The 11828-nt window shown below is 70.8% G+C and carries 12 protein-coding genes; 8 read left to right on the top strand and 4 right to left on the bottom strand.

Features of this window, described 5'->3' with window-relative positions; translation table 11 throughout:
- Positions 1-32 precede the first annotated feature (32 nt).
- Together JYK17_RS08090 and phoU are read right to left on the bottom strand one after the other, a co-directional pair.
- On the bottom strand, positions 33-185 hold the full coding sequence (locus JYK17_RS08090; RefSeq protein WP_222810098.1) for a hypothetical protein: 153 nt from the start codon (positions 183-185) through the stop codon (positions 33-35).
- A gap of 125 nt (positions 186-310) precedes the next feature.
- Positions 311-1012, bottom strand: coding sequence for a phosphate signaling complex protein PhoU (gene phoU, locus JYK17_RS08085; protein WP_108008915.1), 702 nt, complete (start codon positions 1010-1012; stop codon positions 311-313).
- A 236-nt stretch (positions 1013-1248) separates the two neighbouring features.
- Here phoU and phoR point away from each other — a divergent pair, with 236 nt between their 5' ends.
- Together phoR and phoP are read left to right on the top strand one after the other, a co-directional pair.
- Positions 1249-2514: a two-component system sensor histidine kinase PhoR gene (phoR, locus tag JYK17_RS08080; protein ID WP_108008913.1), complete on the top strand. Its 1266-nt coding sequence runs from the start codon at positions 1249-1251 to the stop codon at positions 2512-2514.
- Positions 2515-2519: 5 nt separating this feature from the next.
- Complete coding sequence (gene phoP / locus JYK17_RS08075; RefSeq protein ID WP_005476807.1) at positions 2520-3191, top strand: two-component system response regulator PhoP; 672 nt, start codon at positions 2520-2522, stop codon at positions 3189-3191.
- Positions 3192-3286: 95 nt separating this feature from the next.
- Here phoP and JYK17_RS08070 read toward each other — a convergent pair whose 3' ends face one another.
- Positions 3287-3988 carry a DUF461 domain-containing protein gene (locus tag JYK17_RS08070; RefSeq protein WP_108008911.1) on the bottom strand — a complete coding sequence of 234 codons (702 nt, stop codon included), beginning with the start codon at positions 3986-3988 and terminating at the stop codon, positions 3287-3289.
- A 603-nt stretch (positions 3989-4591) separates the two neighbouring features.
- Here JYK17_RS08070 and JYK17_RS08065 point away from each other — a divergent pair.
- From JYK17_RS08065 to JYK17_RS08040, 6 genes are all read left to right on the top strand, one after another.
- Entirely contained in the window at positions 4592-5074 is a 483-nt protein-coding gene (locus JYK17_RS08065; protein ID WP_003953493.1) for a CarD family transcriptional regulator, read from the top strand.
- 271 nt (positions 5075-5345) lie between these two features.
- Positions 5346-6098 carry a 2-C-methyl-D-erythritol 4-phosphate cytidylyltransferase gene (gene ispD, locus JYK17_RS08060; RefSeq protein ID WP_128802273.1) on the top strand — a complete coding sequence of 251 codons (753 nt, stop codon included), beginning with the start codon at positions 5346-5348 and terminating at the stop codon, positions 6096-6098.
- Entirely contained in the window at positions 6088-6597 is a 510-nt protein-coding gene (gene ispF, locus JYK17_RS08055; RefSeq protein ID WP_108008905.1) for a 2-C-methyl-D-erythritol 2,4-cyclodiphosphate synthase, read from the top strand. The genes ispD and ispF overlap by 11 nt, the downstream gene beginning before the upstream one ends.
- A gap of 121 nt (positions 6598-6718) precedes the next feature.
- Positions 6719-8116 (top strand): cysteine--tRNA ligase, encoded by a 1398-nt coding sequence (gene cysS / locus JYK17_RS08050; protein ID WP_108008903.1) that lies wholly within the window; start codon positions 6719-6721, stop codon positions 8114-8116.
- Positions 8117-8215: 99 nt separating this feature from the next.
- Positions 8216-9157 (top strand): 23S rRNA (guanosine(2251)-2'-O)-methyltransferase RlmB, encoded by a 942-nt coding sequence (rlmB, locus tag JYK17_RS08045; RefSeq protein WP_108008900.1) that lies wholly within the window; start codon positions 8216-8218, stop codon positions 9155-9157.
- A 119-nt stretch (positions 9158-9276) separates the two neighbouring features.
- Positions 9277-10911 carry a DoxX family membrane protein gene (locus JYK17_RS08040; protein ID WP_222810097.1) on the top strand — a complete coding sequence of 545 codons (1635 nt, stop codon included), beginning with the start codon at positions 9277-9279 and terminating at the stop codon, positions 10909-10911.
- A 149-nt stretch (positions 10912-11060) separates the two neighbouring features.
- Here the strand turns inward: JYK17_RS08040 and JYK17_RS08035 are convergent, their stop codons facing one another.
- A complete protein-coding gene (locus JYK17_RS08035) occupies positions 11061-11792 on the bottom strand; it encodes a nucleotidyltransferase family protein (protein WP_108008896.1) in 732 nt (243 codons plus the stop codon).
- Between the last annotated feature and the right edge of the window lie 36 nt (positions 11793-11828).

Genomic DNA, 11828 nt, shown 5'->3' with positions numbered 1-11828 from the left:
AGCCCCTCGGTCACGTAAGCGGTCCAGCTCGGTCAGCCGCACTGGCACGGGTTGCCCGACTGGCAGCCGCAGCCGCAGCCCGAGCCGCAGCCGCAGGCGCCGAAGAGCGGGAGGCTCTTGGTCTCGGCGGGCTGGTCCGTCTCGCGCTGCTGCGTCGGGTCGGGCGGGGTGGGGGCTTCGGCCATGGGTCCTCCTGGAGACCTAGAGGCTGGCGCCAGACCTGGGGACTGGTGCCTTCGCCCATTGCATGCCCGTTCCGCTGGGCGCATCAACGGCGCACTGTGGCGCCCACACGCCCGGGCCCCTGGGTTTACGCCCCCTCGCCCCCGGCCACCGCCTGGATCTCGGGCTGGACGTCGGCCTGCAGTTCGTCCGCGTGCTCACCCGTCACCAGGAACACCACGCGCTTGGCGACGGCCACCGCGTGGTCGGCGTACCGCTCGTAGTAGCGGCCGAGCAGGGTGACGTCCACCGCCGTCTCGATGCCGTGCTGCCAGCGGTCGTCCAGCAGGTGCTGGAAGAGGGTGCGGTGCAGCAGGTCCATGTCGTCGTCGTCCTGCTCCAGCTGCATCGCCAGGTCGACGTCCTTGGTGACGATCACCTCGGCCGCCTTCGCCATCAGACGCTGCGCGAGCTGCCCCATCTCCAGGATGGTGGCGTGCAGGTCGTGCGGGATCGCGCGCTCCGGGAAGCGCAGCCGCGCGAGCTTCGCCACGTGCTGGGCCAGGTCGCCCGAGCGCTCCAGGTCGGCCGACATCCGCAGCGAGGTGACGACGATACGCAGATCGGTGGCCACCGGCTGCTGGCGGGCCAGCAGGGCTATGGCCCGCGCCTCCAGGTCGTGCTGCAGTTCGTCGACCTTCTTGTCGGCCTCGATGACGCTCTCGGCCAGCTTCAGGTCGGAGTCGAGGATGGCGGTCGTGGCGCGTCCGATCGCCGACCCGACGAGCCGGGCCATGTCCACCAGACCGTCGCCGATCGAGTCCAGTTCCTCGTGGTACGCGTCCCGCATCAGGGTTCCCTCTCTTACGTGTTCTTCGGGGCTGCCGGGGGCAGGGAGCCTGCGTCCGTCGTCGTCCAAAAGCCGGCGCTTCGCACCCAACGCTCCCACGGTCCGGCTTGTACGCGTCGTTTTCCGCCACCCCAAATGAACCAATACTGGCTCCAAGGTGAACTCTGGGCGACGAGTGTTCGAGGTCGCACCTCGACGGCTGTGGGGATGTCGTAGGCCATGCCTAACCTGGAGCCATGGACGTGAACGCGGCGGTCGCCGCAGCGGCAGCGATCGCCGGGGTGCTCACCGGCGTGATCGCCATGCTGGCGTTCCGCTGGAGCGAGCGGGAGCAGAAGCGCCCCACTCGTACCTCCCTGCACACGGACCCGGTGCTTCCGCCGGGTGTGGACACCGTCCTGTCCGTGCTCCGCTCCTCGGCCGTGGTCCTCGACGAGGCGGACACGGTCGTCAAGGCCAGCTCGGCGGCGTACGCCCTCGGACTGGTCCGCGGCGGCCGGCTCTCGGTCGAGCCGATGCTGCAGATGGCCAGGGACACCCGGCGGGACGGAGAGATACGACAGGTCGAGCTGGACCTGCCGCGGCGGGGGACCGGGCGGGGCGAGGCACTCGCCGTCTCCGCGCGGGTCGCCCCCCTCGGCTCCCGGCTGGTGCTCCTGCTGGTCGAGGACCTCACCGAGGCCCGCCGCATCGAGGCGGTCCGGCGCGACTTCGTCGCGAACGTGAGCCATGAGCTGAAGACACCGGTCGGCGCCCTCTCCCTGCTGTCCGAGGCCGTCATGGACGCCTCCGACGACCCGGAGGCGGTGGAGCGCTTCGCCGGCCGTATGCAGATCGAGGCCACCCGGCTGACCAACCTGGTGCAGGAGCTGATCGACCTCTCCAGGGTGCAGAACGACGACCCGCTGGAGGACGCCGAACCCGTCCGCGTGGACGAACTGGTCGCCGAGGCGATCGACCGCTGCCGCCACCAGGCCGGCACCAAGCAGATCACCATGGCCGCCGGCGGCACCGCCGACCTGCATGTCTGGGGCAACAGGGGCCAGCTGGCCGCCGCCCTCGGCAATCTCGTCGAGAACGCCGTCAACTACAGCCCGGCCCGCACCCGCGTCGGCATAGCCGCCCGCCGGGTGAGCGCCCCGGGCGGAGACCACATCGAGGTCGCCGTGACCGATCAGGGCATCGGCATCTCGGAGAAGGACAAGGAGCGCGTCTTCGAGCGCTTCTACCGCGTCGACCCCGCCCGTTCCCGCGCCACCGGCGGAACGGGCCTGGGGCTGGCGATCGTCAAGCACGTGGCCGCCTCGCACGGCGGGGAGGTCACGGTGTGGAGCTCAGAGGGTCAGGGCTCCACGTTCACCCTGAGGCTGCCGGAGGCGGGAGCTGCCCGCGACCGCGCGCACCAGCATCCCGACCCGGACGATCTCGACGACGAGGCCGGCCGCGACACCCCCCAGTCATCCACGTACGAATCGTTTCCCGCCCCGGAGGTCCTTCCGTGACCCGAGTGCTTGTCGTCGAGGACGAGGAGTCCTTCTCCGACGCCCTGTCGTACATGCTCCGCAAGGAGGGCTTCGAGGTCGCCATCGCGGCCACGGGCCCCGACGGCCTCGACGAGTTCGAGCGCAACGGCGCCGACCTCGTCCTGCTCGACCTGATGCTGCCGGGGCTGCCCGGCACAGAGGTGTGCCGCCAGCTGCGCGGCCGCTCCAACGTCCCCGTGATCATGGTGACGGCCAAGGACAGCGAGATCGACAAGGTTGTCGGCCTGGAAATAGGAGCCGACGACTATGTCACCAAGCCCTTCTCGTCGCGTGAGCTGGTCGCCCGCATCCGGGCCGTCCTGCGCCGCCGCGGCGAGCCCGAAGAGGTCACCCCGGCCGCCCTGGAGGCCGGCCCGGTCCGCATGGACGTGGACCGCCATGTGGTCACGGTCTCCGGCTCCAAGGTCGACCTGCCCCTCAAGGAGTTCGACCTGCTCGAGATGCTGCTGCGCAACGCGGGCCGCGTACTGACCCGTATGCAGCTCATCGACCGGGTCTGGGGCGCCGACTACGTGGGCGACACCAAGACCCTCGACGTCCACGTCAAGCGCCTGCGCGCCAAGATCGAGCCGGACCCGGGCGCCCCGCGCTACCTGGTCACGGTCCGCGGCCTGGGATACAAGTTCGAGCCGTAGAGAAACCAGCCGTGGAGAAACCACGGCAGCATGGCAGTGGAAAGGGGCGGGACCTCACGCAGAGGTCCCGCCCCTTTCCACTGCCTGACGGCGTCCTACCGCCCGGACGGCGTCGCGCTCGCGGACGTCGCGTCCGTCGGGGTGGCCGAGGAGTTGGGGGTGTTCGCCGAGGAGCCCGTGCCGGTCGCCGTGCCCGTCGGCGTGCCCGTCGGCGTGGCGGTCCCCGTCGCGCTCTTGCCCGGCTTGGGCGTCTTGGACGCGGTGTTCGTCGGGGTGGACGTCGGGATCGAGCTCGGGCCCCACTTGGAGAAGTAGTTGTCGGCCGGGACGACGAAGGCCTGCAGGCTCACGGCACCGCTGCTGCTGAGGGTGAACGTCACCTTGCGCACGCTGCCGTCCTGGACCGCCTCGCGCCCGTTGGGCAGTACGGCGCTGGCGTTGCCCTTGCCGCCGATCACCAGGGAGCCGTGCGCCGGGACGACGAGCTTGCTCTTGCCCTTGGCCGGCTTGAGCTGGGCGGACTGGTTGTTCGGGAGGGTGATCGAATCCACGGTCTGCGGGGAGGCACCGTTGTTGAAGATGGCGGCCGCGACCACGGCCGGGCCGGTCGCGTGGATGTCGGGCTGGGTGATCACCAGGGCGTTCTGCACCTTGATGTCACCGACCTTGGTCTCCGCGTTGTCGGGCTTGACCTCAAGCGTCTGGGCGTTGCTGCCGGCACCGCAGGCGGCGAGGGAGGCGAGCGGGAACGCGATGGCGACGGCGGCGAGGGCGCCGCGTCGAAGGCTGCTGCTCACGGCGGCGGCAACTCCTTGACTCGAGCGTGGCGACCGATAAAGCCGCCCTAAGTGTCTGTCAGCGGCCTTAGGTTACCGAGCCGTTCCCGAGTCGCCGCACCCGACCCTCCCTCCGGTCCCCGCGCATCGCCCGGCAGGGGGTAGCGCAGCCAGTCGTCCGCCATTCACATAAGTACCTCCGGCATACCGCCCGGCATACCTCGCAGAGCGGCGCGCAAAATTTCCGTGAAGGAATTTGCGATCATCCCGGAATTGATCACGCCCCGGAACAGCCGACCACGTCGACACGCCTCCGTGATCAATTCCGGATTCGACGCGGAACAGACTCATGGCACCGAACGGAGTAGCGGAAGTCGCACACCTGGAACCGGACATATGAGGACGTTCGTCCCCTTGGGGAGGGCTCCGGATGCGTGTAACGTACGCGTTTCCCCTCCCCCGAACAGCCGCTCCGACCTGCGAATACCTTCTTCCGCCAGGGCCGCGCAGCACGTTCCTGTTGCTGTTGTCAAGCCCCGAGATATGCCCTGACCTGCGAAAACGCCATTCAGAACCCGCCGTTTCCGTGTTACCCTGGATAGCCACGGAAGGGGTACCTGTCACATGACGTTCAAGGTTGGCGACACCGTGGTCTATCCCCATCACGGGGCCGCGCTGATCGAGGCTATCGAAACTCGCCAGATCAAAGGCGTGGACAAGACCTACTTGGTGCTGAAGGTCGCCCAGGGTGACCTGACGGTACGTGTGCCAGCGGACAATGCGGAGTTCGTCGGCGTACGTGATGTGGTCGGTCAGGACGGGCTGGACCGGGTCTTCGAGGTGCTGCGCGCGCCGTACGCCGAGGAGCCCACGAACTGGTCGCGTCGATACAAGGCAAACCTGGAGAAGCTTGCCTCCGGTGATGTCATCAAGGTCGCAGAGGTGGTGCGTGACCTGTGGCGTCGTGAGCGTGAGCGCGGACTGTCCGCCGGTGAGAAGCGCATGCTCGCCAAGGCCCGCCAGATCCTGGTGAGCGAGCTCGCCCTCGCGGAGAACACGAACGAGGACAAGGCCGAGGCCCTGCTCGACGAGGTTCTCGCGTCCTGAATCTGACGCAGGCGCAAGCCCGCTTCAGCACTTCAGTACATCGAAATGCCGCGGTGCCCGATGACGTATTTTTGTCGCCGGGCGCTGCGGCATGTTCGCACTCTGACGCCGTTCATAAAGTTACGGTCGAAGGGTGGGGCCCCCTTGATGGCGTGCCGGGCCCGGGCTGCAGGCTCGACCGGGGTCACGGAAGGGTCCGGTCAAGGCGTCGCGCCCGGCACTTCCCAGGCCATACCCACCCAGGCCGAGCACACAAACCTGACAGGAACCGATGTCTGACGATTCGCGCCCTTCGCCTGCGGGAGCCCGTACAGCTGCCGTGATTCCGGCCGCCGGACGGGGCGTACGCCTTGGTCCGGGCGCCCCCAAGGCACTCCGCGCGCTGGGCGGAACCCCCATGCTGATCCACGCGGTGCGCGCGATGGCCGCGTCCCGCTCGGTCTCCCTGGTCGTCGTCGTGGCGCCGCCCGACGGCGCCCCCGAGGTCAAGTCGCTCCTGGACGCCCACGCGCTGCCCGAGCGCACCGACTTCCTGGTCGTCCCCGGCGGCGAGACCCGCCAGGAGTCCGTGAAGCTCGGCCTCGACGCCCTGCCGCCCGACTACGACATCGTGCTGGTGCACGACGCCGCCCGGCCGCTGGTGCCGGTGGACACGGTGGACGCCGTCATCGAGGCCGTACGGTCGGGCGCGCCGGCCGTCGTGCCCGCGCTGCCGCTCGCCGACACCGTCAAGGAAGTCGAACCGGCGGCGACCGCCGGCGAGCCGGAGCCCGTCGTGGCCACCCCGGTGCGCGCCCGGCTGCGCGCGGTGCAGACCCCGCAGGGCTTCGACCGGGCCACGCTGATCCACGCCCACGAGGAGATCACCGAGGACGTCACCGACGACGCGGGCATGGTCGAGAAGCTGGGCCGGACGGTGCTGCTCGTCCCCGGTCACGAGGAGGCCTTCAAGGTCACCCGCCCGCTGGACCTGGTCCTGGCCGAGGCGGTCCTCGCACGCAGGAGGCTCAACGATGGCTTCTGACGGACTGCCGCAGACGCCCCTGGTCCTTCCCCAGGTCGGCATCGGCACCGACATCCATGCCTTCGAGGAGGGCCGCGAGCTGTGGTGCGCGGGCCTGAAGTGGGAGGGCGAGGGCCCGGGGCTGGCCGGTCACTCCGACGCGGACGTCGTCGCGCACGCCGCGTGCAACGCGCTCTTCTCGGCCGCCGGGCTCGGTGACCTGGGGCAGCACTTCGGCACCGGGCGCCCCGAGTGGTCCGGCGCGTCCGGGACCACGCTGCTCACGGAGGCCGCCCGGATCGTCCGCGAGGCCGGTTTTCGCATCGGCAACATCGCCGTACAGGTCGTCGGCCCCCGTCCGAAGATCGGCAAGCGCCGCGACGAGGCGCAGAAGCTGCTGTCGGAGGCGGCGGGAGCGCCGGTCTCCGTCTCGGGCGCGACGACGGACGGGCTGGGCTTCCCGGGCCGCGACGAGGGCCTGATGGCGGTGGCCACGGCGCTGGTCGTGCGCGTGGGGTGAGGCCTGGGGCGGGACGCGGGCGGGGGCATGGGGTGAGGCGCGAAGCCAGGCGCCGCACGCCGCAACGGCCAAACCGGCGGAAGGCGCAACGCACTACCCGCCGCCCACTACCCTTGGACACGTGACGATTCGCCTGTACGACACCAACGCCCGGCAGATCCGTGATTTCGCCCCGCTCACACCGGGTTGTGTCTCGATCTACCTCTGTGGTGCCACCGTGCAGGCGGCCCCGCACATCGGGCACATCCGCTCCGGGCTCAACTTCGACATCATGCGCCGCTGGTTCGAGTACCGCGGCTACGACGTGACGTTCATCAGGAACGTCACCGACATCGACGACAAGATCATCGCCAAGGCGGCGGAGCAGAACCGCCCCTGGTGGTCGATCGGTTACGACAACGAGCGCGCCTTCAACGACGGTTACACCGCGCTCGGCTGCCTCCCGCCGACGTACGAGCCGCGGGCCACCGGCCATGTGACCGAGATGGTCGAGATGATGCAGGGCCTGATCGAGCGCGGCCACGCCTACGAGGCGGAGGGCAACGTCTACTTCGACGTGCGCTCCTTCCCGGGCTACCTGGAGCTGTCGCGCCAGGAGCTCGACAACCTCCAGCAGCCCTCCGGCACCGGCGAGACCGGCAAGCGCGACCCGCGCGACTTCGCCATGTGGAAGGCCGCCAAGCCCGGCGAGCCGACCTGGGCGACCCCGTGGGGCCGTGGCCGTCCCGGCTGGCACCTGGAGTGCTCGGCGATGGCGCACAAGTACCTCGGCTCCGCCTTCGACATCCACGGCGGCGGCCTGGACCTGATCTTCCCGCACCACGAGAACGAGATCGCCCAGGCCAAGGCCTACGGCGACGAGTTCGCCCGGTACTGGGTGCACAACGCCTGGGTCACCATGGCCGGCGACAAGATGTCCAAGTCGCTCGGCAACAGCGTCCTCGTCTCCGAGATGGTCAAGCAGTGGCGCCCGATCGTGCTGCGCTACTACCTCGGCACCCCGCACTACCGCTCGATGATCGAGTACAGCGAGGAGTCGCTGCGCGAGGCCGAGTCGGCGTTCGCGCGCATCGAGGGCTTCGTGCAGCGCGTGGTGGAGAAGGCCGGCGTCGTCGAGCCGTCCCCCGAGGTGCCGCCCGCCTTCGCCGAGGCGATGGACGACGACCTGGGCGTGCCGCAGGCCCTCGCGATCGTGCACACCACGGTCCGGCAGGGCAACAGCGCGCTGGCCGCCGACGACAAGGAAGCCGCCGTGGCCCGCCTCGCCGAGGTGCGCGCCATGCTCGGCGTCCTCGGACTCGACCCGCTCGACGCCCACTGGGCCGGTGAGACCGACCGCGGCGAGGACCTGCACGGCGTGGTCGACAGCCTCGTACGCCTGGTCCTCGACCAGCGCGAGGCGGCCCGCGCCCGCAAGGACTGGGCCACCGCGGATGCCATCCGCGACCAGCTCGGCCAGTCCGGGCTGACCATCGAGGACAGTCCGCAGGGTCCGCGCTGGAGCCTCGGCCCGCGCTGAGCCCGGCCGCCGAGCGGAAGATCGATTGTGCCGTCCGGGCCCCCGGGCGGCACACTTCATAGACGTACGCACACACGCCTCACGACAGACAGGTAGGTCATGGCCACCAACAACCGCCGCATGTCCGGCAAGAAGGGCGCGCAGGTCGGCAGTGGCGGCCAGCGGCGCAAGGGCCTGGAGGGCAAGGGCCCGACCCCGCCCGCCGAGATGCGCAAGGGCCACAAGAAGAACCGCGTCGCCAACGCCAAGGCCAAGCAGACGGTACGGCGTCCCGCGCCGCGCGGCCGCGGCGGCAAGTCGTCGTCCGAACTGGTCGTCGGCCGCAACCCGGTCGTCGAGGCGCTGCGCGAGGGCGTGCCCGCGTCGACGCTGTACGTCCAGCAGTTCATCGACAACGACGAGCGGGTGCGCGAGGCGCTGCAGCTCGCGGCCGACCGCGGCGGCATCAACCTCATGGAGGCCCCGCGCCCCGAGCTCGACCGCATGACCAACGGCCTCAACCACCAGGGGCTCGTCCTCCAGGTCCCGCCGTACGAGTACGCCCACCCCGAGGACCTCGCGGCCGCGGCGTACGACGAGGGCGCGGACCCGCTGATCGTCGCGCTCGACGGCGTGACCGACCCACGCAACCTCGGCGCCGTCGTCCGCTCCGTCTCCGCCTTCGGCGGCCACGGCGTCGTCGTGCCCGAGCGCCGCGCGGCCGGCATGACCGCCGGTGCCTGGAAGACGTCCGCCGGTACGGCCGCCCGTACGCCCGTCGCCCGCGCCACCAACCTGACGCGCGCCCTGGAGGCGTACAAGAAGGAGGGCATCGCGATCGTCGGCCTGGCCGCCGACGGGGAGGCCGAGATCGGCCAACTCGCGGCGCTGGACGGCCCGGTCGTCATCGTCGTCGGCAGCGAGGGCAAGGGCCTGTCCCGACTCGTGGGTGAGACCTGCGACTTCCGGGTCCGGATCCCGATGCCGGGCGGCGCGGAATCGCTCAACGCCGGTGTGGCCGCGGGCATCGTCCTCTACGAGGCCGCACGCCGACGCGGCTGAACACCTGTCCGCACTCTCACCCGTGCGGGTCAATCTGGGCGTCACGGACAAGATTGACGCGGTCCGGACACATCCGGCACGAGTCAAAGCAGTGTCCTATCCGCACGTCACTCGGTTAGATGAGTGTGGACACCAGAACACCCCGCACACCCTCGGGGGACGGCCCGTCGGGATTCGATGACGCTCCGGCGCTGACCATGGTGAAGGTGCCGAGCGATCCGGCGCAGGTCATCGTCAGTCATGCGAGCTTCCGCGTGATGCTGGGCGCCTCGACCCGTACGCAATCGCCGCGGATCGCACGGCACTTGAGCGCCTCCCAGGACGGCGCCCGGGGCCCCGTCGTCGGCACCGCCGCAGGCGGAGCGGGGGCGGGTGCCCGGCGCCGGCCCGTCGTGTGGAGCGGCAGATCGGCCCCCGACGACACGGGCGCGCACCGCCTGCTCCAGGCCGTCCGCGGCGGCAGCGTCCGGCACGCCGACGAGCCCTCCGCCGACGCCGGAGCGACCCAGGTCATCCCGCGCGTCGGACCCGGCGACTACGACCAAATCTACGACGAGCTGGACGCCACCGTCGAAACCCCGGTCGTCGGCCCCCAGCGCAGCCACCGCGACGACCCCCCGGGCACCCGCCTGCTGCCCGCGATGCGCACCGTCGGCAGCGCGTACGACGAGGAACCCGCCTACGGCGACGGGGAGTTCGAGGACTTCGACGAGTCCGGCGACCCGGACGACAGCGAGCGGCAGACCAGGCGCCACGGCGACGACCCCGCCCGGCACGCCTACTACCCCGGCCGCCGGATGAACCTCGGCGTCGTCCTGCTCCCGCTGCGCATCTTCCTCGGCTTCATCTCCATCTACGCCGGCATGGGCAAGCTGTGCGACCCCGTCTACTTCGACGGCGGCAAGCGCGGCTCGATGGTCAAGTGGCTCAACACCCTGCACCCCTGGGAAGTCGCCGAGCCGCTGCGCCAGTTCGCCCTGCACCACCCCGTCGGCTCGGGCCTGGTCATCGCCTTCGCGCAGGTCGTCGTCGGCGTGCTCACGGTGCTCGGCTGCTGGCAGCGGGTCGCCGCCGTCTTCGGCGCGCTGCTGTCGGCCGCGCTGATCGTCACCGTCAGCTGGAAGACCGTCCCGGCCTACGACGCCCCCGACATCATCCAACTCGCCGCCTGGTCCCCGCTGATCATCGCCGGCGCCCCCGTCTACTCCGTCGACGGCCGCCTCGCGGGCAACGCCTGGCGGCGCCTCGGCCCCTCCTCGGACATCTGGGACCTGCGCCGCTACGTCCTGCGCCGCGGCGCCCTCGTCACGGCCATCGTGACCGGCGTGACGCTGCTGCTGGGCTCACTGCTCGGCGGCGCGGTCCGCGACTCCGACCGTGTGACCGTTCCGGGCCCCGGCGAGGCCCCGCGCAACGAGCTGCCGGGCTCCCCGCTCCCGCACCAGCCGGGCAAGCGGCACAGCCAGTCGCCGTCGGCCTCCCACTCGCCCACGCAGGGCACCACCGCCGGTTCCACGCCCTCCGGCGCGGCGACCACGCCGGGCGCCACCGCCACCGGCGGTGCGCCCAGCCAGGCCCAGAGCACGGCAGGCCAGGCACCGCCCCAGCAGTCCTCACCGACCGGAGGCGCCCCCAGCACCAGCTCCGGACCCACCTCCGGCGGCGGCACGGGCGGCACCGGATCGAGCGGCGGCACCGGCTCCGGAGGCTCCACCTCCGGCGAACCGGGCCTGGTGGGCGGCCTGTTGGGGTAGCCGGGCCGGTGGGCGGAATCCTCACCCCACCCACCGGCTGACACCCAGAGGGCCCCGCACGAGAGACGTGCGGGGCCCTGCTCGTTTTTAGGGGCGCGGGGAACGGCGCGAGCAACCCCCACGAGCCCGCACCCGAAAAACGACGGCCCTCACCGTCCGAGAGCGGCCAACTCCTTAGCGGCCTCCCGCAGATCCTTGGCAGTGTCGATGGCACGCCAATACGCCCCCTGCGGAATCGGAAACCCGGCCAGCCGGTTCTCCCGGGCGAGATGCGGGAAGGTCGTACGCTCATGATCGCCGCGCTCAGGGAGCAGCCCGGCGAAATCCGCGGAGAAGACGTAAACCCCGGCGTTGATCTCGAACGTCGACGGCGGGGCCTCTATGAAGTCCGTGATGTGCCCGAAGCCGTCCGTCTGCACCGCGCCCCAGGGCAGGCGCGGGCGGGCCAGGGCGAGCGTGGCCGTCGCGTCGCGCTCGGCGTGGAAGTCCGCCATGTCGCGCAGCGAGAAGCGGGTCCAGATGTCGCCGTTGGTGGCGTACCAGGGCCGGTCCGGGTGCGGGAGATGGGCGGCGGCGTACTTCAGCCCGCCGCCGCGGCCGAGCGGCTCCGTCTCGACGACCGTGGTCACCTTCACCGGCAGGTCGGCCGACTTCAGCCAGTCCTGCAGCACCTCGGCGAGGTGGCCGCAGCTGACCACCACGTCCGTGACGCCCTCCTCGGCCAGCCACACGAGCTGATGGCCGATGATCGGAGTCCCCGTACCGGGGATCTCGACCATCGGCTTGGGCCGGTCGTCGGTGTAGGGGCGCAGCCGGGAGCCCTGGCCACCGGCCAGGACGACGGCTTGAACGGGGCGGGAGGCGGCGTTCGGATCGGTCATGACCGAACTGTACGGCGCGCCCCGCCCGCGGCCCGA

The sequence above is a fragment of the Streptomyces plumbidurans genome (assembly GCF_019857225.1).
GTDB classification, from domain to species: domain Bacteria; phylum Actinomycetota; class Actinomycetes; order Streptomycetales; family Streptomycetaceae; genus Streptomyces; species Streptomyces plumbidurans.
The sequence above is the reverse complement of the archived record's forward strand: the minus strand, read 5'-3'. Positions and strand labels throughout refer to the sequence as shown.

What these genes read in the sequence shown, in the direction of transcription:
- ispF (WP_108008905.1), top strand. Translation starts at nt 6,088, where the DNA reads ATGGCTTCTGACGGACTGCCGCAGACGCCCCTGGTCCTTCCCCAGGTC.
- JYK17_RS08035 (WP_108008896.1), bottom strand. Translation starts at nt 11,792, where the DNA reads ATGACCGATCCGAACGCCGCCTCCCGCCCCGTTCAAGCCGTCGTCCTG.
- JYK17_RS08040 (WP_222810097.1), top strand. Translation starts at nt 9,277, where the DNA reads ATGAGTGTGGACACCAGAACACCCCGCACACCCTCGGGGGACGGCCCG.
- phoU (WP_108008915.1), bottom strand. Translation starts at nt 1,012, where the DNA reads ATGCGGGACGCGTACCACGAGGAACTGGACTCGATCGGCGACGGTCTG.
- ispD (WP_128802273.1), top strand. Translation starts at nt 5,346, where the DNA reads ATGTCTGACGATTCGCGCCCTTCGCCTGCGGGAGCCCGTACAGCTGCC.
- phoR (WP_108008913.1), top strand. Translation starts at nt 1,249, where the DNA reads ATGGACGTGAACGCGGCGGTCGCCGCAGCGGCAGCGATCGCCGGGGTG.
- JYK17_RS08065 (WP_003953493.1), top strand. Translation starts at nt 4,592, where the DNA reads ATGACGTTCAAGGTTGGCGACACCGTGGTCTATCCCCATCACGGGGCC.
- rlmB (WP_108008900.1), top strand. Translation starts at nt 8,216, where the DNA reads ATGGCCACCAACAACCGCCGCATGTCCGGCAAGAAGGGCGCGCAGGTC.
- JYK17_RS08090 (WP_222810098.1), bottom strand. Translation starts at nt 185, where the DNA reads ATGGCCGAAGCCCCCACCCCGCCCGACCCGACGCAGCAGCGCGAGACG.